General features: G+C 50.0%; 12 protein-coding genes, 17 tRNA genes and 3 rRNA genes. All 32 read right to left on the bottom strand.

Going from position 1 to position 21844, the window contains the following annotated elements; all coding sequences use genetic code 11:
• Nucleotides 1-39: 39 nt before the first annotated feature.
• Nucleotides 40-549, bottom strand: coding sequence for a GNAT family N-acetyltransferase (locus MKY87_RS17390; RefSeq protein ID WP_339787165.1), 510 nt, complete (start codon nucleotides 547-549; stop codon nucleotides 40-42).
• Nucleotides 546-1073, bottom strand: coding sequence for a hypothetical protein (locus tag MKY87_RS17385; RefSeq protein WP_339787168.1), 528 nt, complete (start codon nucleotides 1071-1073; stop codon nucleotides 546-548). Before MKY87_RS17385 ends, MKY87_RS17390 begins: the two co-directional genes overlap by 4 nt.
• Nucleotides 1074-1406: 333 nt before the next feature.
• On the bottom strand, nucleotides 1407-2414 hold the full coding sequence (locus MKY87_RS17380) for a LacI family DNA-binding transcriptional regulator (RefSeq protein ID WP_339787171.1): 1008 nt from the start codon (nucleotides 2412-2414) through the stop codon (nucleotides 1407-1409).
• Nucleotides 2415-2534: 120 nt separating this feature from the next.
• Nucleotides 2535-3341: a 5-deoxy-glucuronate isomerase gene (gene iolB / locus MKY87_RS17375; protein WP_074093115.1), complete on the bottom strand. Its 807-nt coding sequence runs from the start codon at nucleotides 3339-3341 to the stop codon at nucleotides 2535-2537.
• Nucleotides 3342-3452: 111 nt separating this feature from the next.
• The gene (gene iolG / locus MKY87_RS17370; RefSeq protein WP_340965527.1) at nucleotides 3453-4505 is read right to left on the bottom strand and encodes an inositol 2-dehydrogenase; all 1053 of its coding nucleotides are present in this window, start codon (nucleotides 4503-4505) and stop codon (nucleotides 3453-3455) included.
• A gap of 68 nt (nucleotides 4506-4573) precedes the next feature.
• The gene (locus MKY87_RS17365; protein WP_340965526.1) at nucleotides 4574-6049 is read right to left on the bottom strand and encodes a CoA-acylating methylmalonate-semialdehyde dehydrogenase; all 1476 of its coding nucleotides are present in this window, start codon (nucleotides 6047-6049) and stop codon (nucleotides 4574-4576) included.
• 98 nt (nucleotides 6050-6147) lie between these two features.
• Nucleotides 6148-7158: a 5-dehydro-2-deoxygluconokinase gene (gene iolC, locus MKY87_RS17360; protein WP_339311763.1), complete on the bottom strand. Its 1011-nt coding sequence runs from the start codon at nucleotides 7156-7158 to the stop codon at nucleotides 6148-6150.
• A 199-nt stretch (nucleotides 7159-7357) separates the two neighbouring features.
• On the bottom strand, nucleotides 7358-8260 hold the full coding sequence (iolE, locus tag MKY87_RS17355) for a myo-inosose-2 dehydratase (protein ID WP_340965525.1): 903 nt from the start codon (nucleotides 8258-8260) through the stop codon (nucleotides 7358-7360).
• Between the two features lie 53 nt (nucleotides 8261-8313).
• Nucleotides 8314-10179: a 3D-(3,5/4)-trihydroxycyclohexane-1,2-dione acylhydrolase (decyclizing) gene (iolD, locus tag MKY87_RS17350; protein WP_340965524.1), complete on the bottom strand. Its 1866-nt coding sequence runs from the start codon at nucleotides 10177-10179 to the stop codon at nucleotides 8314-8316.
• Between the two features lie 391 nt (nucleotides 10180-10570).
• A tRNA-Gly gene (locus MKY87_RS17345) sits at nucleotides 10571-10641 on the bottom strand.
• A gap of 10 nt (nucleotides 10642-10651) precedes the next feature.
• Nucleotides 10652-10725: transfer RNA gene (locus MKY87_RS17340), tRNA-Pro, on the bottom strand.
• Nucleotides 10726-10732: 7 nt separating this feature from the next.
• Nucleotides 10733-10811, bottom strand: a tRNA-Leu gene (locus MKY87_RS17335).
• Between the two features lie 17 nt (nucleotides 10812-10828).
• Nucleotides 10829-10905: transfer RNA gene (locus MKY87_RS17330), tRNA-Arg, on the bottom strand.
• A gap of 7 nt (nucleotides 10906-10912) precedes the next feature.
• A tRNA-Gly gene (locus tag MKY87_RS17325) sits at nucleotides 10913-10987 on the bottom strand.
• 10 nt (nucleotides 10988-10997) lie between these two features.
• A tRNA-Leu gene (locus tag MKY87_RS17320) sits at nucleotides 10998-11078 on the bottom strand.
• A gap of 6 nt (nucleotides 11079-11084) precedes the next feature.
• Nucleotides 11085-11160 (bottom strand) — tRNA-Lys (locus MKY87_RS17315).
• 10 nt (nucleotides 11161-11170) lie between these two features.
• Nucleotides 11171-11256: transfer RNA gene (locus tag MKY87_RS17310), tRNA-Tyr, on the bottom strand.
• Between the two features lie 9 nt (nucleotides 11257-11265).
• Nucleotides 11266-11341: transfer RNA gene (locus MKY87_RS17305), tRNA-Thr, on the bottom strand.
• A 19-nt stretch (nucleotides 11342-11360) separates the two neighbouring features.
• A tRNA-Phe gene (locus tag MKY87_RS17300) sits at nucleotides 11361-11436 on the bottom strand.
• 16 nt (nucleotides 11437-11452) lie between these two features.
• Nucleotides 11453-11530 (bottom strand) — tRNA-Asp (locus MKY87_RS17295).
• A gap of 26 nt (nucleotides 11531-11556) precedes the next feature.
• Nucleotides 11557-11630 (bottom strand) — tRNA-Met (locus MKY87_RS17290).
• A gap of 16 nt (nucleotides 11631-11646) precedes the next feature.
• Nucleotides 11647-11722, bottom strand: a tRNA-Val gene (locus tag MKY87_RS17285).
• Between the two features lie 6 nt (nucleotides 11723-11728).
• A tRNA-Glu gene (locus tag MKY87_RS17280) sits at nucleotides 11729-11800 on the bottom strand.
• A gap of 4 nt (nucleotides 11801-11804) precedes the next feature.
• Nucleotides 11805-11880, bottom strand: a tRNA-Asn gene (locus MKY87_RS17275).
• 1 nt (nucleotide 11881) lies between these two features.
• Nucleotides 11882-11957, bottom strand: a tRNA-Ala gene (locus MKY87_RS17270).
• Between the two features lie 34 nt (nucleotides 11958-11991).
• A tRNA-Ile gene (locus MKY87_RS17265) sits at nucleotides 11992-12065 on the bottom strand.
• 38 nt (nucleotides 12066-12103) lie between these two features.
• Nucleotides 12104-12220, bottom strand: a 5S ribosomal RNA gene (rrf, locus tag MKY87_RS17260).
• A 77-nt stretch (nucleotides 12221-12297) separates the two neighbouring features.
• Nucleotides 12298-15225: ribosomal RNA gene (locus MKY87_RS17255) — 23S ribosomal RNA — on the bottom strand.
• A gap of 364 nt (nucleotides 15226-15589) precedes the next feature.
• Nucleotides 15590-17142 (bottom strand): 16S ribosomal RNA (locus MKY87_RS17250).
• The 16S, 23S and 5S rRNA genes sit together here with 17 tRNA genes alongside, the layout of an rRNA operon.
• A gap of 629 nt (nucleotides 17143-17771) precedes the next feature.
• Nucleotides 17772-18317 carry a GNAT family N-acetyltransferase gene (locus MKY87_RS17245; protein WP_340965523.1) on the bottom strand — a complete coding sequence of 182 codons (546 nt, stop codon included), beginning with the start codon at nucleotides 18315-18317 and terminating at the stop codon, nucleotides 17772-17774.
• Between the two features lie 51 nt (nucleotides 18318-18368).
• On the bottom strand, nucleotides 18369-19973 hold the full coding sequence (locus tag MKY87_RS17240) for a response regulator (protein ID WP_340965522.1): 1605 nt from the start codon (nucleotides 19971-19973) through the stop codon (nucleotides 18369-18371).
• A complete protein-coding gene (locus tag MKY87_RS17235; protein WP_340965520.1) occupies nucleotides 19970-21838 on the bottom strand; it encodes a cache domain-containing sensor histidine kinase in 1869 nt (622 codons plus the stop codon). The genes MKY87_RS17240 and MKY87_RS17235 overlap by 4 nt, the downstream gene beginning before the upstream one ends.
• Nucleotides 21839-21844 lie beyond the last annotated feature (6 nt).

Below are 21844 nucleotides of genomic sequence, written 5' to 3'. Positions count from 1 at the left end.
GGCTTACTCCGTTTTTCCAGTGATACGACCGCTCATCATTTAAGATTCAAGTTTACTTACACGCACCATCGTTACAGATGTACCATTTAGGCACTCCTCCACAAATCCTAACCGCTTATATAAGCGAATCGCTTGGTTATCCGGGTCAACACTGAGCGAGACTGCTTCAATTCCCCGCCGTTCGACCTCATCTAATGCGGTCTGAAGCAGTGAGGTACCTACTCCTTTTCCACGTGCATCTTCCGTTACAGCCATCCCCATCTCTGGCGTAGCTGCATTCACATAACCGTATCCCGCATCCTGATCCGTATAGAATCTTAATGTTATTGAACCTAATCTCTTACCTTGCTGGTCAACTGCAACATACCCGAAATCCCCTGCTCTTCCCCAGCCTTCAACGTATTTGGACAGTCCGGGAGTATGAATACTTTCGATTGGAAGAGGTGCATCACCTTCTCTTCTATGCAGGGATGCGTATAACATCTCCCACAGGAAAGGGATATCCTGTTCTTCAATAGGGCGTACATAATAGTTGGTTATGATGGTCATGTTTGCCCCTCCTTCAACTTTTCAAAAAGGCTGTCCATCTCAATCAGATTAAACTCATTGGTAACCTCGTAGTCCTGAAATTTGTCTCTTGTTTTCGCACCGCTATAGATGGAGATAGATTGTTCATTATAAAACGTGATTCCGAAATCTTCAGTAAAGCGCTCTTCTTTATTTATGGTAAGTCGCCACTCATAGTAATGCGGACTCCTTTCAGAAACGTCGAATTCCCGTACTCTTTTAAGATCAACATCCTTTAATAGCTTCAGCATATCTCTAATCTCTTTGGGATCTGTAATCGTTATTTCATCATCTTCATTATACGGTTCATTGTCGGAAATTTTCCTAATCGTCAGTTGATCCAATGTATCCAGCATCGTCATATGATCTGTGACCTCTGCTCGAAACGTCGTATGTTTGCTGGGGATATACATAGTATATTGACCAGAGGTATACATACGCACTGCAATAACTAAAAAAACAATAATCATGGCGATACCCATAATCATCTTGATTCGTCTACTCATCCCATTCCCCTCTCTATACCTACATAAAACATATAAATTGGTAATTATTGATATATTCCCAGTATAACATCTCACTCCTTCTGTTCCAATGTCATTTCTTATCTCTGGTTCCTCAATTACGATGACGTTTTGGGCTACACTAAAAATTAAAGATTTAAATGAACAAGCCGCGTTCTCCCATAGGGTAACGCGGCTTGTTTGTTAACTTTGTTATATTGTTTTATTACCTATTCAGAACCAGGTAAGACGATAACCCTTATCCCAAGCCATGAATATGACACATGTAGGCTTGGACTCACAACTGGTCAGGTTACATCAGAAACCTAATTGTTTTCAGCCCAATACACGGCCTGCAGATTCTCGGATAACCAGCTCGGGCTTCAGGACAATCTTCTGCGGTTCTTTACGCTCATCCTTTAACTCTTCAATCAACAGATCTACAGCGCGATGTCCCAGTTCTTCAATTGGTTGGGCAACAGTCGTAAGTGGTGGACTGGTTACCGAAGCCAGAATGGTATTATCAAACCCGATAATCGACACATCCTCTGGCACGCGTAGCCCCAGCTCTTTGGCTGCCTGAAGAGCACCGATGGCCTGAATGTCATTACAACAGAACAAACCTGTCGGGTGATCGTTCTCACCGAGCAGCAGTAGCGCCTCTTTTTTGGCCGAGCTCAGATCAGCTGCCGATTCTCGGATCTGATTCGGTTCCAGCGTATGACCTGCCTTAATCAGTGTTTCACGGAATCCACGTACACGTTCCTGACTGCTGCTGACTTTGGACGGTTCCGACAATACCGCTACACGGGTGTGCCCAAGTTCAAGCAGATGCCCCGCTGCGAGTGCTCCGCCGAGTATGTCGTCAATGGTGACCGTATGTACCGACAGCGATGGCATATGACGGGCAATCAGAGCAACAGGGATAGACTGCTGCAAGAGGGGTGACAAAATTTCGGCATTATCGATCCCGGTTCCGATCATCATGCCATCAACCCTTTTTTGCTGAAGCAGATTCAGATAACGCTCTACCCGCTCGTCCTTATTATCCGTACTGCAGATGACCACGCTGTAGCCCAATTGACGGCTTCGATCCTCGACCGCTCTCGCCAGTTCTGCAAAATACGGGTTCGAAATGTCCGGTACGAGCAGCCCCAATGTATACGTCTGCTTGCCTGTAAGTGCAGCTGCGATCGCGCTGGGCTGATAGTGAAGGCGTTCCATGATCTCCATAATCTCGGCGCGCCGCTTCTCACTGATCTTACCTTTGCCATTAATGACCTGCGAGACGGTTGCAATGGATACACCCGCCTCGCGTGCTATATCGTATATGGTTGCTTTCATTGTTTTTTCCCCATTTGTGCTATATATAATATACATAGATAATTGTTCTCTTCTCATTATGCAGGGGGAAGTCTGCATACGCAACTTGAAGTGAGCACAATGTGCGTAGCAGGAATTGTTTTACTTTTTCATCAACCACTCATGGTCAGGGTCGTTATGGAATTTCCAGGTCCGAGTAGGGCCGGCCATCACGTTCAAATAATAGACCTCATACCCCGGAGGAGCACCTACCGGATGATATCCGTCCGGAACAAGCACCACTTCACCGTTTTTCACTGCAAGCGTCTCATCCACAGAACGATCGTCCGTGTATATGCGCTGAATGGCAAATCCCTGCTCAGGCTGCACACGGAAATAATACGTTTCTTCCAGCAAAGATTCATCCGGGAGTGCGTCCCGATCATGCTTATGTGGCGGGTAACTGGACCAATGCCCATCTGGCGTGAATACCTCAACAACGAGCAGACTGTCCGCTTCCTTTTGTTCCGGCAAAATGTTGTGAATCTGGCGTTCCAGATTACCATATCCTCGCGCCTCTACCCCTACATCTTCGGGTGCAATGAGACGAGCCGGGTACGTGCCTTTACCGGGTGCAACACATATAGCGATTTCCAGTTCGGTACGTGCTGTGATCTGTACTTGATCGGAAGTTGAGACGTAGACCGAGTACGGAGGTATTTTCTCGAAAACACTCATTCTTTTTCCGATATTATCCCATGTGTGCTCCCGGGTACTTACATTGGCGAAACCACTGAGAAGCACCACACAGAGTTCCTGATCACCGCTCTCACGGGTTAACGTCTCCCCTTCTGCCAACTTCGCTACCTGAAATCCAACATATTCCCACCCGGCCGACTCCGGTGTTACGTTGATAAGTGTACCGTCCCCCTCCGGGTTGACCACGGGTTTTACAATACGTTCTGACATCTTGCCATCCACTCCTTTCTGTATTCGTTCACAACAACCTGATACTTATAAAAAAACAAAAACCTGGACCATTCTTGCGCTCTATTAGAAAAAATGACTTTAATCATCCACCTATGGCGTTGCCGTTTGCGATTCCAGTGACACCCCAGGGACTTCACTCAGCTTCACAGGTCTTCCCCGCTCCATGGACAGTTTTGCTGCCAGCGCAATTCGTTCTGCCTGTACTGCATCGTGGCCATCTACGATAACTGGTGTATCATGGATGATCGCATCGATAAAGAGAGCTGTCTCCTGCACATACGCTTCATTGTAGCGTTCCAGGAAAAAGTGTAACGGTTTGTCGCGCATGAGCCCGGCCGCTGTACTGATCTCAGCTGTATTCGGATGATCATTCGCCGCTGCGGCGCTGCCCATCGAGCCAAATACTTCAACACGCTGGTCATACCCGTATACTGCCTGACGGCTGTTATCAATAACACCAATCGCACCGTTGGCAAACGTCATCGTTACAATCGCTGTATCCACGTCACCATGTTCCGCAAAAACCGGATTGATCAGGACGTTGCCCTGAGCGTACACTTCTTCCACTTCACTCCCGGACAGATACCGTGCCATGTCAAAATCGTGGATCATCATGTCCATGAAAATCCCGCCAGACACCCGGATATACTCCGCAGGCGGTGGACTCGGGTCACGAGAAGTAATTTTGATAATATGCGGATCACCAATCGTACCATCCTGCACATGTGCACGTATCCGTCTGAAGTTGTGATCGAATCGGCGGTTAAAACCAATTTGCAGCTTCACACCAGCCTTCTGAACTGCTGCTACCGCCGCTTGGGTCTGTGCCAGATCCATGCTGACCGGCTTCTCGCAGAAGATATGTTTGCCCGCCTGAGCGGCCTGTTCGATCAGCGGCACATGTGTATCAGTTGAAGAACAGATCAGCACCGCGTCTACATTAGGCATCGAGATCAACTGGCTGCTATCCGTTGTTACCACAGGGATGCCACGGTCGGAGGCCCAAGCCTCCAATTCAGGACCTGCAAACAAGTCACTGATTCCCACAATCTCGGCATGCGGGTTGCGCAGGAGATTGTCTGCATGAATTTTGCCGATCCGTCCAGCACCAATGATGCCAATTCTCACTTTGTCCTTGCCCATTCCGTTATCCTCCCTATGTGCGTCCATATGGGCTAGGCGTTCCCTTAGCCCGAGTGATGCTCTGGTTGTTACCAGCGCGCCGTTACCATCTTCTTGCGAGTGTAGAATTCAACACCATCCGTGCCATTGGCATGCAGATCACCGTAGAAGGATTTCTTCCACCCGGAAAACGGGAAGAATGCCATTGGCGCAGGTACGCCCAGGTTAATACCCAACATGCCCGCATCAATCGTCTCACGGAATTGACGCATACTCGCTCCGCTGCGGGTGAACAGACACGCCCCGTTGGCAAAATCGGAACGGTTCGCCAGCTCAACGGCTTCCTCCAGCGTAGACACTCTTGCCACCGAGAGTACTGGAGCAAAGATCTCATCCTGCCAGATTTTCATATTGCTATCAACTTGGTCAAATACCGTTGGCCCTACAAAATAACCGGATTCACCTGTCGCCTGATCCTTACGTCCATCCCGGATCAATGCCGCGCCTTCCTGCTCTCCGGATTCAATGTAACTGAGTGTACGCTCTTTATGTGGTCCACGGATGACAGGACCTAGGAACACGCCCTCATCCATGCCGTTACCAATGGTAATGCGGTCTGCCGCTTCCACCAGCTTTTGTACCAGTTCGTCAGCCACATCACCCACAGCCACAACAACCGCACATGCCATGCAACGCTCCCCTGCTGAACCAAAAGCTGCACTGGTAATCTCTTTCACGGTTAGATCGAGATCTGCGTCCGGCATAACGATGGAGTGGTTTTTGGCACCAGCCAGTGCCTGTACCCGTTTGCCATGCTTGGATGCAGTGGTGTAGACGTATTCAGCTACAGGTTGTGATCCGACAAAGGAGATCGCTTGAACATCCTTATGTTCCAGCAAACCGTTCACGACATCATGCGCACCGTGAACGATGTTGAGCACGCCGTCCGGAAGTCCCGCTTCCTTGAACAGCTCAGCCAGGCGACCTGCCAGTAGCGGTGTGCGCTCGGACGGCTTCAGGACAAAGGTGTTACCACACGCAATAGCCAGTGGGAACATCCAGCACGGTACCATCATCGGGAAATTGAATGGGGTAATTCCCCCAATAACACCGATCGGGTAGCGGTACATGCCCGACTCCAGTCCTGTCGCGATGTCAGGCAGTTGTTTGCCCATCATCAGATTCGGGGCACCTGCCGCGAACTCGACGCATTCAATGCCACGTAATACCTCGCCGTACGCTTCGGCATAACTTTTACCGTTCTCCAGCGTCACCAGGCGAGCGAGCTCTTCCCAATGTTCAACCAGCAACTGCTGGTAGCGGAACAGAATACGTGCACGGCGTGGAACCGGTGTGCTGCTCCAGGATTTGAACGCTTCTCGTGCTGTCTGAACCGCCAGATCCACGTCCGCTTGTTCGGACAGTGGCACATGTGCAATAACCTCTTCTGTAGCCGGATTCACCACTGGCTCCGTGCGAGTTGACGCTGGGGTTACCCAGGCACCTCCGATCCAGTTTTGTACCATTGTCGCTGTTGCAGACGCTTCAGAAATTCCTTTTCCCATAGCCCTGTCTCCCTTCGCTTATGTGTAATCGCTTATGTTCAACATGTTCATTGTTATAGATCTGTATGAGTACGTTGTTCAAAGTATTGCAACGTGCTTCAAGACACGGTAATCTCGCCCCGATTGCAACGTTCGATGTAATCATTCACCTGTTCCACCGTTGGCATCGCATCCGAACAGCTGTGGCTTGAAATGACGATACTTGCTGCGCCACTGCCATACGCCATGCTGCGCTCAATCGTCCAGCCCTGCATCAATCCATACAGGAAGCCGGCCGCATAGGAGTCGCCTGCACCAAACGTTTTGACCACTTTTGCCGGATAGCTGTCCGCACGGTGAGAAAGCCCTTCGCGTGTATAAGCAATGGAGCCTTCCTTACCGTGTTTGATTACTACAATATTCGCTGAGAAATCAAACCATTTCTGTGCAGTTACCTGATCGCTATGATCCGGATTGTGGTCGAATGTCTCCATCATGTCGAACTCTTCACGTGTACCCAGGATGATATCGCATTTCTCGGCTGCGAGGTTATAATAGACCGCTGTCTCTTCGTCCGATGTCCAAGTGTATGGGCGATAGTCCAGATCAAACACAATAACCGTGCCATGTTTTTTCGCATACGTTAGTGCCTGTAATACGGCTTCACGGGATGGGCTCTGTGCGAGGGCTGTGCCTGAGATTAGCAGCACTTTGGAGTCAGCAATCAACTGCTCTTGTACCTCTTGCGCCTGTAATAACAGATCCGCTACATTGTCCCGGTACATCAGGATACTGCAATCTGTTGGGCTTTTGATTTCGGTAAAAGCAAGCCCCGTCACCGCTCCGGTGTCATCTGTAACTACATTTGATGTATCGATGCCGTTCTTCTCCAAATAACTCTGGATGAATCTGCCCATCTGGTCATTGGCGATCTTACCAATAAAAGCCGTCTCCATACCCAGTCTGGACATGCCAATCGTAATATTGGCCGGAGAGCCGCCAACATACTTCGTGAATGTCATCGTCTCTTCCATCGGGCGATTGATCTCATTGGCGTTCAAGTCGATGCACAAGCGGCCAATCGCGGTGAAATCCTTCTTCCTGGATACGGGAAAGGATACGTAAGTCATTGCATGTGAGCCCCTTTCTGTAGTGGGATTTTACATGTTGTATATGGATATCTAGACTAGTTACTCATTCCATTGTAAGGACTCGTAAACGTCTAGAGTAAGTCAGTTTTATTTTCCAATCGTAACGTTATACTCTTGCTGGCCTTCTTCCTTTTTCACTTCATGGGTGTGGCCTCTGACCGCTGCAATGCTGAACGAATCAGCTGTGTTGGTATAACGATTCCATATAGTTCAAAGATCGCTTGGCATACTCATAAGGGTTATGAATCGCAGGGTCCTGCTCTCCTTCAAGCATCGCCCAGCCATCGTACCCTCGTGTGATCAGTTCTTGCAGAATTGGTGCAAAATCAATGCATCCATCTCCTGGTACAGTGAACACGCCTCTACGAATACAACCGACAAAATCAGACTGCTCCGCGCGTGCTTCATCCAGCACATGAGGGCGAATGTCTTTCAGATGGATATAGGCGACCCGATCATAATGTTTGCGCAACAGTTCAAGTGGATTGGCTCCGCCATAATAGGCATGACCAGTATCATAGAGCAGATACACGAGAGAAGGGTCTGTCAGCTCCATCAGTCGATCAATCTCATCCGGTTGCTCTACCACTGTGCCTCCATGATGATGGTACGTAAGCTTCAACCCATGTTCGCGGGCAATAGCTCCAGCTTCGTTCAACCCTTCAGCGAGAATATGCCATTCAGATTCGTTGAGTCTAAGCACTTCTTTTTCATTCGGTGTCCGTCTTGGATCAAAATGAAGTGACCCGCCTACCTCCGCCGTACTGATCACCTTACTGCCCATGGATTGCAGAAATTCCGCATGTCTGCGATAACTGTCCAGCTCCGACTGACGATACGCCGGATCGGAGAGAAGTACCGATTTCCACTGGGAGACCAGATTGATATTCCTTTTGCTCAATTCCTCACGCAATATAGCAGGATCAGTTGGATATTTACGTCCCATCTCTGTACCTGTCAGCCCAAGACGCTGAATATCATCCAGAATCTGTGCACACGTTGTCGCATCACCATGCTCCTTCACATCTTCACCGACCCAATTGATCGGATGAATCCCAAGCTGGAATGGCAGCTTGCTCATTGCTCCACGTCTCCTTTGTCGTTCAACATTGTGGTTCACTATATTAAACCGGATTAAATAAGTCTTGCTTTAGCGCGGTTGGCTTGCATGGTTTGATGGGCATGAACTACCTTTTCCTCGGCAGATACTTCTGGCACACCTACATTCCACCACGACTCGTATCCACCTGCGTTGGTCCCAGGCACGACCGGAATCTCAATCAGCGTACTCACTGTTTCGTTCTTCGCATCTCGAAGTGCTTGTTCCAGCTGTTCTGCCGTCTCCGCTTTATAGGATTTGGCTCCCATGCTTCGTGCGTGTGCAGCAAAGTCCATTGGCATGTAATCCCCGGTCAGTCGTCCACTCTCGGATTCCCGATAACGGAACTCATTGCCGAACCCGTCACTACCATGTTCCCGCTGCAAATTATGAATACACTGGAATCCATTGTTGTTGAATAATAGAACGGTCATCTTCTTCTGTTCCTGCAAACTGGTCACAAACTCCGAATGCAGCATCAGATAACTGCCATCCCCCACCATGGCGTACACTTCACGATCCGGCTCAGCAAGTGCTGCTCCGAACGCTCCGCTTACCTCGTACCCCATACAGGAGAATCCATACTCCATGTGATACGTCTTTGGTTCAGCCGCACGCCACAGACGATGCAGGTCTCCTGGCAGACTGCCTGCCGCACACACAATAACGGAGGAAGGATCAATCGTCCGATTAACTATGCCGACTGCCGTTGTCTGTGCCAGCCCTGCTTCATGTTGAGCTGCATACAGCCGATCCACTTCTGCATTCCACTCAGCGCGGAGATCAGCGATTTCGGATGCACCATATGCACTGCGGTATTGTCTTTGCTGCAATTCCTTCTGCAAAGCCTGCAATCCTTCGCGCGCATCTGCCAGGATGGCTTTTCCGCCTAACTTGGCGGCATCCATGCCGTTCAAGTTGATGTTGATGAATGACACTTCCGGATGCTGAAAAGCAGAGCGGGACGCAGTCGTGAAATCCGAGAACCGCGTACCGACGCCGATCACAACGTCTGCTTCTCTCGCCAGCCTATTGGCTGCCAGAGAGCCGGTAACCCCGATGGCCCCCACATTCAGTGGGTGGTCCCAAGAGACTGCGCTCTTGCCCGCCTGCGTCTCGGCGATCGGAATACCAAATGCTTCGGCGAACTCCACGAGTTGAACGGACGCCTCAGAGTACAACACACCGCCGCCTGCAACGAGCATCGGCTTTCTGCCTCGGGCAATCTGCTCCGTTGCCCGCTCAATGGCTGCCTGTACCGGGGGGCGACGGTCCAGATAATGTACTTTGCGGGCAAAGAACGATTCTGGATAATCGTACGCCTCTGCCTGCACATCCTGCGGCAGTGCGAGCGTTACTGCTCCCGTCTCTGCTGGATCGGTTAGTACACGCATGGCCTGTGTAACAGCAATCATCAGCTGTTCGGGACGAACAATGCGATCCCAGTACTTGCTGACGGCTTTGAATGGATCAGTGGCTGAGATCGTATAATCACTGCTCACTTCCAACTGTTGAAGTACCGGGTCCGGTTCCCGTGTAGCAAAGTTGTCTCCAGGAAGCAATAAAACCGGAATTCGGTTCACCGTTGCAGTAGCTGCCGCTGTAATCATATTCAAAGCACCAGGTCCAATAGATGTTGTACATGCATAGATCTGTCTGCGGTTCTTCTGCTTGGCATAAGCCGCTGCCGTATGCACCATACCTTGTTCGTTCTTGCCTTGCATATACGTCAGGCTTCCCGGACTGCGCTCCAGCGCTTCTCCAATGCCTGTTACATTGCCATGTCCAAAAATACCGATGATTCCCTTCACAAACTTGGTTTCCACCCCGTCAACCGAGATATATTGCTGATCCAGGTATCGAAGCAGTGCCTGAGCCATCGTTAGTCGAATTGTATTCATGAATTGATCGCCGTCCTTTCCTTTACGGGTTAAGCGCTTAATCTACGTTAAGTTTAAGCGCCTTACCCCTTAAGGTTAAGCGCTTAATTGATATGGTATTACAGGTTAATGATTTACGCAAGCTATTTTTGTAAGCGTTTTTATATAAGTGGTAAAGAAGAGTATATCCAGGCGTTATACGGTGCGTTAGATCTGTTCCATTTGAATAGCGTCCACAATTAACAAGGACAAATTTAAGGTGGGGAAATTTATGCAAGCTCGAGTTACATCCTGGTACATGATAAAGAGCCATATACTTTCTGAGAGCACCACGTACTAAATTACCAATATATCTATGAATGCAAAAAAAGAAAGAGACGGTGAGTACCATCTCTTTCTTTTTCAATATATAAGCGGGTGATGGGAATCGAACCCACGCTATTAGCTTGGAAGGCTAAAGTTCTACCATTGAACTACACCCGCATAACAACAATCGGGATGACACGATTTGAACATGCGACCCCCTGGTCCCAAACCAGGTGCTCTACCAAGCTGAGCTACATCCCGTTATCTATACCGGCGAGAGGACTCGAACCTCCACGGTTTCCCACTCGATTTTGAGTCGAGCGCGTCTGCCATTCCGCCACGCCGGCAAAATATGAAGTTATAATGGCGCGCCCTGAGAGATTCGAACTCCCGGCCTTTTGATTCGTAGTCAAACGCTCTATCCAGCTGAGCTAAGGGCGCAAAATATTGGAGCGGAAGACGGGAATCGAACCCGCGACCCTCGCCTTGGCAAGGCGATGCTCTACCGCTGAGCCACTTCCGCAAATAAGGGATGCGCGTGGAGGGACTTGAACCCCCACGTCAAAGACGCTAGATCCTAAGTCTAGTGCGTCTGCCAATTCCGCCACACGCGCATATAATGGTGAGTCATGAAGGGCTCGAACCTTCGACACCCTGATTAAAAGTCAGGTGCTCTACCAACTGAGCTAATGACTCATAGAAAAACTGGTGGAGGATGATGGATTCGAACCACCGAACCCGTACGGGAGCAGATTTACAGTCTGATGCGTTTGGCCGCTTCGCTAATCCTCCAGGATTACATGGTGCCGGCGAGAGGACTTGAACCCCCAACCTACTGATTACAAGTCAGTTGCTCTACCAGTTGAGCTACACCGGCGTATTAAAGGTGTTATATATGGTGGCTCGGGACGGAATCGAACCGCCGACACGAGGATTTTCAGTCCTCTGCTCTACCGACTGAGCTACCGAGCCTTACTAAATCAAAAAATGGCGGAACCGACGGGATTCGAACCCGCGATCTCCTGCGTGACAGGCAGGCATGTTAGGCCAACTACACCACGGTTCCAGATCACTTTCTCAAGGAAAGTATAATTGCGGGGGCAGGATTTGAACCTGCGGCCTTCGGGTTATGAGCCCGACGAGCTACCGGGCTGCTCCACCCCGCGTCGTTATAAAGTTATATGGTGGAGGCTGAGGGGATCGAACCCCCGACCCTCTGCTTGTAAGGCAGATGCTCTCCCAGCTGAGCTAAGCCTCCATATTATGACCCGTAGGGGATTCGAACCCCTGTTACCTCCGTGAAAGGGAGGTGTCTTAACCCCTTGACCAACGGGCCTTACTGGCTCCCCGAACAGGGCTCGAACCTGTGACAACTCGATTAACAGTCGAGTGCTCTACCAACTGAGCTATCAGGGAATGGTGGAGCCAAGCGGGATCGAACCGCTGACCTCCTGCTTGCAAGGCAGGCGCTCTCCCAGCTGAGCTATGGCCCCATACTCTGGTGTATTTCTTGTTGTGGTCTTGCTATGGGCCCTGGTGGACTCGAACCACCGGCCTCACCCTTATCAGAGGTGCGCTCTAACCAACTGAGCTAAGGGCCCTTATCAATTTTCGAAAAAAAATACCCCAATGGGGTTTCGCTTGGCGGCGTCCTACTCTCCCAGGACCCTGCGGTCCAAGTACCATCGGCGCTAGAGGGCTTAACGGTCGTGTTCGGGATGGGTACGTGTGGAACCCCTCCGCCATCGCCACCAAACGCGTAGCTTACATTTCAGAGTGTTGTTCTCTGAAAACTAGATTCGAAACGAAACATGCGAATTATCACTTGCATATTTGGATAAGCCCTCGACCGATTAGTACTGGTCAGCTCCATGCATTGCTGCACTTCCACCCCCAGCCTATCTACCTCGTCGTCTTCAAGGGGTCTTACATACTGGGAAATCTCATCTTGAGGGGGGCTTCACGCTTAGATGCTTTCAGCGTTTATCCCGTCCGTACATAGCTACCCAGCGGTGCTCCTGGCGGAACAACTGGTACACCAGCGGTACGTCCATCCCGGTCCTCTCGTACTAAGGACAGCTCCTCTCAAATTTCCTACGCCCACGACAGATAGGGACCGAACTGTCTCACGACGTTCTGAACCCAGCTCGCGTACCGCTTTAATGGGCGAACAGCCCAACCCTTGGGACCTACTTCAGCCCCAGGATGCGATGAGCCGACATCGAGGTGCCAAACCTCCCCGTCGATGTGGACTCTTGGGGGAGATAAGCCTGTTATCCCCAGGGTAGCTTTTATCCGTTGAGCGATGGCCCTTCCATGCGGTACCACCGGATCACTAAGCCCGACTTTCGTCCCTGCTCGACTTGTAGGTCTCGCAGTCAAGCTCCCTTATGCCTTTGCACTCTTCGAATGATTTCCAACCATTCTGAGGGAACCTTTGGGCGCCTCCGTTACTCTTTAGGAGGCGACCGCCCCAGTCAAACTGCCCACCTGACACTGTCCCCGCACCGGATTACGGTACCAGGTTAGAACCTAGATACGATCAGGGTGGTATCCCAACGTTGCCTCCATGGAAGCTTGCGCTCCCACTTCAAAGGCTCCCACCTATCCTGTACAGATCGTACCCAAATTCAATATCAAGCTGCAGTAAAGCTCCATGGGGTCTTTCCGTCTTGTCGCGGGTAACCTGCATCTTCACAGGTATTAAAATTTCACCGGATCTCTCGTTGAGACAGCGCCCAAGTCGTTACGCCATTCGTGCGGGTCAGAATTTACCTGACAAGGAATTTCGCTACCTTAGGACCGTTATAGTTACGGCCGCCGTTTACTGGGGCTTCGGTTCACAGCTTCGGGATTGCTCCCTAACCACTCCCCTTAACCTTCCAGCACCGGGCAGGCGTCAGCCCGTATACTTCGCCTTACGGCTTCGCACAGACCTGTGTTTTTGCTAAACAGTCGCTTGGGCCTTTTCACTGCGGCCCCCTCGTGCTATTCACACTACCGGGGCACCCCTTCTCCCGAAGTTACGGGGTCATTTTGCCGAGTTCCTTAACGAGAGTTCTTCCGCGCGCCTTAGAATACTCTTCTCGCCTACCTGTGTCGGTTTGCGGTACGGGCACCTTCACCTGGCTAGAGGCTTTTCTTGGCAGTGTGAGATCATGACCTTCGCTACTACAATTTTCGCTCCCCATCACAGCTCAGCCTTACAATGTGCGGATTTGCCTACACATCAGCCTTACTGCTTAGACGGACATCCATCAGTCCGCGTCACTACCCTACTGCGTCCCCCCATTGCTCATAACGGCTTACGGTGGTACAGGAATTTCGACCTGTTGTCCTTCGACTACGCCTTTCGGCCTCGCCTTAGGTCCCGACTTACCCTGAGCGGACGAGCCTTCCTCAGGAACCCTTAGGCTTTCGGCGGATCAGATTCTCACTGATCTTTTCGTTACTCATACCGGCATTCTCACTTGTATAATGTCCAGCGCTCCTTACGGTACACCTTCAACCCTTATACAACGCTCCCCTACCCCTGATGCAAAGCATCAAGCCATAGCTTCGGTGGTGTGTTTAGCCCCGTTACATTTTCGGCGCAGAGTCACTCGACCAGTGAGCTATTACGCACTCTTTCAATGGTGGCTGCTTCTAAGCCAACATCCTGGTTGTCTGTGCAACTCCACATCCTTTCCCACTTAACACACACTTGGGGACCTTAGCTGATGGTCTGGGCTGTTTCCCTTTTGACAATGGATCTTAGCACTCACTGTCTGACTCCCGGAAGTAAGTCTATGGCATTCGGAGTTTGACTGAGCTTGGTAACCCTTGCGGGCCCCGCACCCAATCAGTGCTCTACCTCCACGACTCTGTTTTCCGAGGCTAGCCCTAAAGCTATTTCGGGGAGAACCAGCTATCTCCGAGTTCGATTGGAATTTCTCCGCTACCCCCACCTCATCCCCGCATTTTTCAACATGCGTGGGTTCGGGCCTCCAGTGCGTGTTACCGCACCTTCACCCTGGACAGGGGTAGATCACCCGGTTTCGGGTCTACGTCCACGTACTATGTCGCCCTATTCAGACTCGCTTTCGCTGCGGCTCCGGCTCTTCACCTTAACCTTGCACGGGAACGTAACTCGCCGGTTCATTCTACAAAAGGCACGCCATCACCCCTAAAACGGGCTCTGACTTTTTGTAAGCACACGGTTTCAGGTTCTATTTCACTCCCCTTCCGGGGTGCTTTTCACCTTTCCCTCACGGTACTGCTTCACTATCGGTCGCTAGGAAGTATTTAGCCTTGGCAGATGGTCCTGCCGGATTCATACGGGGTTTCACGTGCCCCGCACTACTCGGGATCCGTCTCGGAGGGAACCAACTTTCAATTACAGGGCTTTTACCTTCTTTGGCGGGCCTTTCCAGACCTCTTCGCTTAACCGGTTCCTTTGTAACTCCATGTGAGACGTCCCACAACCCCAAAGAGCAAGCTCTCTGGTTTGGGCTTCTCCGCGTTCGCTCGCCGCTACTGACGGAATCACTATTGTTTTCTCTTCCTCAGGGTACTTAGATGTTTCAGTTCCCCTGGTATGCCTCACACTAACCTATGTATTCAGTTAGGTGTAACTGGAAATTACCCCAGCTGGGTTTCCCCATTCGGACACCCCCGGATCAAAGCTTGCTTACAGCTCCCCGAGGCAGTTTCGTTGTTCGCCACGTCCTTCATCGGCTCCTAGCGCCTAGGCATCCTCCGTGTGCTCTTAGTAGCTTAACCATTTTGTTCCGGTTTCGGTCGCTCGCTTCCCTTGTTTTGCTTACGCAAAGCCAAAATTCACTCTCACCCGATACCATCACAAAAGCAATTTGACTACCGTTTTTATTGAAACTTGTTTACACAAGTTCAGCTAAAAAGGAATGTTCTAATTCGCGTTTGTTTCGTTTCGATATCTAGTTTTCAAAGAACAAGCTCCATGCAAAAGCAAGCTGTTTGAGAGTTTGAGCTCTCAAAACTGAGCAACGAGTGAGTAGTTTGCTCTTCATTTCATCCACACCGAAGTGATGGACCGAAATGAATCGCTGTGCAGGTTCGAAGAACCTGCTTATTTGAATGTTTCCACTCGGGAAACGATTCTCCATAGAAAGGAGGTGATCCAGCCGCACCTTCCGATACGGCTACCTTGTTACGACTTCACCCCAATCATCTATCCCACCTTCGGCGGCTGGCTCCTTGCGGTTACCCCACCGACTTCGGGTGTTATAAACTCTCGTGGTGTGACGGGCGGTGTGTACAAGACCCGGGAACGTATTCACCGCGGCATGCTGATCCGCGATTACTAGCAATTCCGACTTCATGCAGGCGAGTTGCAGCCTGCAATCCGAACTGAGACCGGCTTTGTTGGGATTGGCTCCATCTCGCGATTTCGCAGCCCGTTGTACCGGCCATTGTAGTACGTGTGTAGCCCAGGTCATAAGGGGCATGATGATTTGACGTCATCCCCACCTTCCTCCGGTTTGTCACCGGCAGTCTATCTAGAGTGCCCACCCGAAGTGCTGGCAACTAAATATAAGGGTTGCGCTCGTTGCGGGACTTAACCCAACATCTCACGACACGAGCTGACGACAACCATGCACCACCTGTCTCCTCTGTCCCGAAGGAAAGATACATCTCTGTACCGATCAGAGGGATGTCAAGACCTGGTAAGGTTCTTCGCGTTGCTTCGAATTAAACCACATACTCCACTGCTTGTGCGGGTCCCCGTCAATTCCTTTGAGTTTCAGTCTTGCGACCGTACTCCCCAGGCGGAGTGCTTAATGTGTTAACTTCGGCACCAAGGGTATCGAAACCCCTAACACCTAGCACTCATCGTTTACGGCGTGGACTACCAGGGTATCTAATCCTGTTTGCTCCCCACGCTTTCGCGCCTCAGCGTCAGTTACAGCCCAGAGAGTCGCCTTCGCCACTGGTGTTCCTCCACATATCTACGCATTTCACCGCTACACGTGGAATTCCACTCTCCTCTTCTGCACTCAAGTCACCCAGTTTCCAGTGCGATCCGGGGTTGAGCCCCGGGATTAAACACCAGACTTAAATGACCGCCTGCGCGCGCTTTACGCCCAATAATTCCGGACAACGCTTGCCCCCTACGTATTACCGCGGCTGCTGGCACGTAGTTAGCCGGGGCTTTCTTCTCAGGTACCGTCACCTTGAGAGCAGTTACTCTCCCAAGCGTTCTTCCCTGGCAACAGAGCTTTACGATCCGAAAACCTTCATCACTCACGCGGCATTGCTCCGTCAGGCTTTCGCCCATTGCGGAAGATTCCCTACTGCTGCCTCCCGTAGGAGTCTGGGCCGTGTCTCAGTCCCAGTGTGGCCGATCACCCTCTCAGGTCGGCTACGCATCGTCGCCTTGGTGAGCCGTTACCCCACCAACTAGCTAATGCGCCGCAGGCCCATCCCCAAGTGACAGATTGCTCCGTCTTTCCAGTTTCCTTCAGGCGAAGAAAACAATTATTCGGTATTAGCTACCGTTTCCGGTAGTTGTCCCAAACTTGAGGGCAGGTTGCCTACGTGTTACTCACCCGTCCGCCGCTAACCATCAGAGAAGCAAGCTTCTCTTCAAGTCCGCTCGACTTGCATGTATTAGGCATGCCGCCAGCGTTCGTCCTGAGCCAGGATCAAACTCTCCAATAAAGTATTGAAAAGAGCGATAAGCTCATTTTGAATCTGACGAGATTAAAAATCTCATTTGTGCTCCAGCCGATTCAAGCCAAGGCTTGTCTCAACTTTCGCGTTCATTCTGCAAGCAGAATATTTACTCACTCGTTGTTCAGTTTTCAAAGATCAAACTTGTTTTGTTACCGAGCGTTGTTCTCCTCAGCAACTTTTATATCATAACACTTCCGATCCAACTTAGCAAGCTCTTTTTTTAAGTTTCTTTCGAAGCTTATTTGTTTTGCCTGCGGCACTTTGTTTCTCGTGTTTTTTTGGCCGGAAATAGAATATATCATATACACAATACAATTACTACTTGTAAAATATCCCATCAGCAAACTAACTATATATTTGATTCAATCTCTTCATAATCTCTTTTTCCAATGGCAATATCCTCTTACTATATCCTATATACACTCACCAGTCTAACCTGTCTCAATATAGGTTGTGAACAGACCCATTCAACATCATTACATTCGTTCTATAAAATAAGAAACATAATACCTCTACTCAATAATGCTGCTATCTGTTATGTGGATTTCGAATCTAATAACTGAACTCTATAAGCTGTGGGCTTATATAGATTGTGCTTTTCACTTTTTTTACTATTAGTCTTTGAACCTGCCCATCACTATCGTGTCATGATACTGTCCATCCGCATGTCGCCGATCCTTTTTCAAAATGCCTTCGATCCCAAAGCCGCACTTTTGATATAGCTCGATTGCCTTATCGTTGGATGCCAGCACGTTCAACGTCCTCTTCTCTACACCAGTCTGGTCTGCCCATTCTATCGACTTCTCCAGCAAGTTCTTTCCAATTCCATGTCCCCAGAACTGTCTGGTTACACACACGCCGAACTCAACCTTATGGCAAAAGCGCTTCAACTCTCTGCCTTCACATCGGGAGTACCCCACAATCTCGCCCGCCACTACTGCAACAAGGAACAGATTCCGTGACTTCTCAGTGTCCGAATGGATGACCCGACTAAACTCTGCTGCGTCGATATACGCCTCGCCCTCTTCACGATCCATGTTCTCGGTTTCCCCATCGATTTGTACACGTAGTGAAGACAGGGCCTCAGCATCCTTTTCCTCTGCCGATCTAATGGAGTAAGATAAGCCTTTAGTGTAATATTCCTGCTGATCGATCATCATAAGAACCATACGTCCTCTTCCACTTTATTTAATTACTGTACCTGTATCGCTCTACCCCACCTCAGACGGACTCTTGCCCGTAAGCATTTTGAACACCTGGCTAAAATACGTTGCATTACGAAACCCCGTCATCTCGCTCACCTCATATACCATGTAATGTCCCGACTGCAACAGTTCCAACGCCCTCTGAATCCGGTACCCGTTCAAATAACTCACGAAATTCTCACCGGTCACCCTTTTGAAAAGTTGACTTAGATACTTCGGATGTACGAACAGCCCCTTGGCTATCGCTTCAAAACTAATCTCACTGTCGTAATGAAGCTCTACATACTGTTTCACCTGCTCGATAAGTTTATTGCTTTTCTTCTCGCCCATCTCCTTACGTATCTGTTCCAGCCAGTCGCAGATAATACGATCCATCCAGCTTACCAGATCATGCAACGCATATTTCGATTGAATTTCACGCAAAAAATCACTCATCGCCAGCGGCGGGGGTAACATCGGGTGAAGTCGGTTCCAGCTATGAATCAACGTGTCAAACAGACTGACGGCCACCACCTGTACATCCTGTATGCCAACACAGTTGCCCTCTTTCAGCAAAAGGCAAATATGACGCCATACCTCTTCCGCCAGATCAGGTCTAATATCCGCCCAAGCCTCATTCCATTGACGAAGCAATACTGAATAATCGGTCACACTTGGTTCTGTATCCTCAGACGCTTCATAGTGGTAGATACGACTTCCACCTTGAAACTCTGCCGTTTCCACCGCTTCCCTGCTCTCGAGATAAGAATCTATCACCTCACAGGGGTGACTCTTGGATCTCCCGATTCCAGCACTCACTTCAATTTTCAGATACGTAAAGATCTGATCGATCATCCGCTCCACAAGTGGCAGACATTCCTCCAGATGATCTTTATCTCCTAATAGAAGCAACACAAATACCTGATCCGAATAATCAACGATCTCTACCTGACCATTCGTGTGCGCCGCTTGCTCCTTCACCGTCTCCTGAATAATATCGGCCGCCCCATAGCGGAGAAGCTGCCAATCCCGCTCTTTCATTCGTGTCAAAAATACGGGGCGATTCAGTTGCAGACTAATGGCGCGTGTCTGGGAGGACATATGAATGCCTATATAGTCCATGCGTTCTTTGGGCAGCTCGTCTGCCCGATATCGCGTAGTCAGCAGTTCGTGAAGAAATTGTTTGCGCAAATATGGTAGTACCCGTCCAACCTCCTGCTTGTACGTCTGCTCCAACCGCTCATGCCGCTCTCGCACATCTTGTTCCAGTAGCACCTCCCGCAGCACAGACTCAATCTCCTCAACCTCTGCCGGCTTCAGCAAAAAGTGATTCACCCCCCAGCGCATGGCTGCCCGGGCGTTCTCGAATTCGTCATATCCACTAAGAATGATGATCGGCAGGTGGGGATGATCACGTCGCAACATCTGTGTGATCTCAAGCCCGGTCATCCCCGGTAGATAGACGTCAGTCATAACGACATCTGGATGCATGCGGTGAAACAACTCCAACGCATCCAAGCCATTGGAAGCAGTGCCTGCAATGCTGAGGCCCAGAGAAGGCCAATCAATATGATCTGTTAATGCCTTTACAATATGTGGATCGTCATCAACAAGCATAATGGTCTTCATCATTTTTCACCGTCCAGCCATAGATTTAATTGCTCGTCGGTCTCAATACGCGGCAGCGTAATGGTCACTTCCACGCCACCTGTCTCTCTATCGCTCAGTTGAACGCCATACCTCCTCCCACAATAAAGCTGGATGCGCTGATGTACATTCCTTACACCGATGCCACACGTCTCTTCGAGTTTCCACCCCTCCGGCAACCCCCGCCCATTATCCTTGATACGAATGACGATATCCTCATGTGGGCCAACCTCTTCGTGCATATGCACCTGAATTCGAAGTGTGCCTTCTTCAGGATGCCCGTGCATAACGGCATTTTCGATAAAGGGCTGCAAAATGATCTTGGGAATGTAACAACCGCGAATACGCGGATCGATCTGCTCCTGATATTGAATGGAGAACGGTAGCCGCTCTGACTGTATGTTGACGTAGCAACGGGCATGTTCCAACTCATCACGAACCCGTATAAACAATCTCCCTCCACTCAGTCCGATCCGTAACAGCTTACTGAGCTGCACAATCATGCGACTGATATCCTTGGCTTCGTAATCGAGTGCGCGCCAGTGGATCATGTCGAGAGTGTTGTATAGAAAATGGGGTTTGATCTGGGCCTCAAGCAAGCCCGTCTGGGCTTCGCGCTTGGCTCGGCTCTCTTCCTTCACCTGTTCCATCAGCGTTGTGAGCTGTGAAGCCATGTGATTAAAGCCATAAGCCAAGTGGGCATATTCCTCCGTAAACGAAAGTTGCACCCGGGTATCGAAGTCCCCTTTCTCCAGTTGTCTCATTCGCTTGATCAATTGTCGCAGAGGACGGATGATCTGCCTTACAAAAAGGTACGCAAGTACAGCCGAGCATAATAGTCCCAGCACGGCGATGCCGAGGATCTGCCAGCCCGCTTGTCTGAGCGGAGATAACAGTGTATATACCGGAATAGTCTGTACAAGGCGCCACTGAAGCATAGCTGGCCTGGAGTACAGCACCAATTGAGCACCTCCGGGTTGGCCGGAAACCACTTCGTATCCGTCTTCACCAGGTTGGACATGTTCCTGAATCCATGCACTATCTATAATAGAAGAAGATGAATTTACAGCTCCACCTGTTTCCTGTACTGTACTCGCTTCATTTCTTCTATCCGCTCGTTCATTCTCCCCTGCTGGATCAACTCTCCCCATCTGCATTACGACATTACCAGCCGTATCAACCAACAGCACTTTTCCATCAAGCACCATGGGTACATCAGCAAACCTGCGTACGATGTCCGCTCTGCTCAGTCGAATGAGCACATAGGCAACCGTTCCGCCCCGACTATCAAAAATCCGCTGAGCGTATCCGACCAGGGATTGGCCCGATTCGTTCTCACGCAACGGAACCCAAGCTGCATCAGCCTTTTCCAGCGTAGCAAACCAAGAGTCGTGTGTGATGGTGTCCACCGGAAATATGCGATCAGCCATAGTGACTGTCACTTCATTAAAGACATCCGTATACAATTCAATGGAGGTGATGCCTTCACTCACAACCATGGTATGATCCAGGATTCGAGAGACCTCTCTCCGCTGGTGAATCTGTGCAAGCCTGCCCGTATCGGCCTTTTCGAGCAGATTGGACAGTTCCCGATTGCTTGCTAAACCGTATGCGGTTCCTGTTACCCCTGTGATGAAATCAAATCCCCGACGTGTACTTTCGTTCAGAAGAGCCAGACGTGCTTTGCTAATCTCGGCAAATGTGACCGCAGAGAAAGACTGATATGCCAGCCAGACAACAACCGAGACGAGCAACAGGTTAAACGCAATAAAGCAAGTCACCATCAACGTGGAGAGCTTGCTTTGTTGCAGCTTTTGATTAATGAATGAAGACCATCTTCCTTTCCCCATGGAAAA

The sequence above is a fragment of the Paenibacillus sp. FSL R7-0198 genome (assembly GCF_038000415.1).
Taxonomy (GTDB): domain Bacteria; phylum Bacillota; class Bacilli; order Paenibacillales; family Paenibacillaceae; genus Paenibacillus.
The sequence above is the reverse complement of the archived record's forward strand: the minus strand, read 5'-3'. Positions and strand labels throughout refer to the sequence as shown.

Coding starts and splice junctions, on each gene's coding strand:
- MKY87_RS17390 (WP_339787165.1), bottom strand. CDS start 549: ATGACCATCATAACCAACTATTATGTACGCCCTATTGAAGAACAGGAT.
- iolE (WP_340965525.1), bottom strand. CDS start 8,260: ATGAGCAAGCTGCCATTCCAGCTTGGGATTCATCCGATCAATTGGGTC.
- MKY87_RS17240 (WP_340965522.1), bottom strand. CDS start 19,973: ATGATGAAGACCATTATGCTTGTTGATGACGATCCACATATTGTAAAG.
- MKY87_RS17380 (WP_339787171.1), bottom strand. CDS start 2,414: ATGAAAGCAACCATATACGATATAGCACGCGAGGCGGGTGTATCCATT.
- MKY87_RS17245 (WP_340965523.1), bottom strand. CDS start 18,317: ATGATGATCGATCAGCAGGAATATTACACTAAAGGCTTATCTTACTCC.
- iolD (WP_340965524.1), bottom strand. CDS start 10,179: ATGAATACAATTCGACTAACGATGGCTCAGGCACTGCTTCGATACCTG.
- iolC (WP_339311763.1), bottom strand. CDS start 7,158: ATGACTTACGTATCCTTTCCCGTATCCAGGAAGAAGGATTTCACCGCG.
- iolB (WP_074093115.1), bottom strand. CDS start 3,341: ATGTCAGAACGTATTGTAAAACCCGTGGTCAACCCGGAGGGGGACGGT.
- iolG (WP_340965527.1), bottom strand. CDS start 4,505: ATGGGCAAGGACAAAGTGAGAATTGGCATCATTGGTGCTGGACGGATC.
- MKY87_RS17365 (WP_340965526.1), bottom strand. CDS start 6,049: ATGGGAAAAGGAATTTCTGAAGCGTCTGCAACAGCGACAATGGTACAA.
- MKY87_RS17385 (WP_339787168.1), bottom strand. CDS start 1,073: ATGAGTAGACGAATCAAGATGATTATGGGTATCGCCATGATTATTGTT.
- MKY87_RS17235 (WP_340965520.1), bottom strand. CDS start 21,838: ATGGGGAAAGGAAGATGGTCTTCATTCATTAATCAAAAGCTGCAACAA.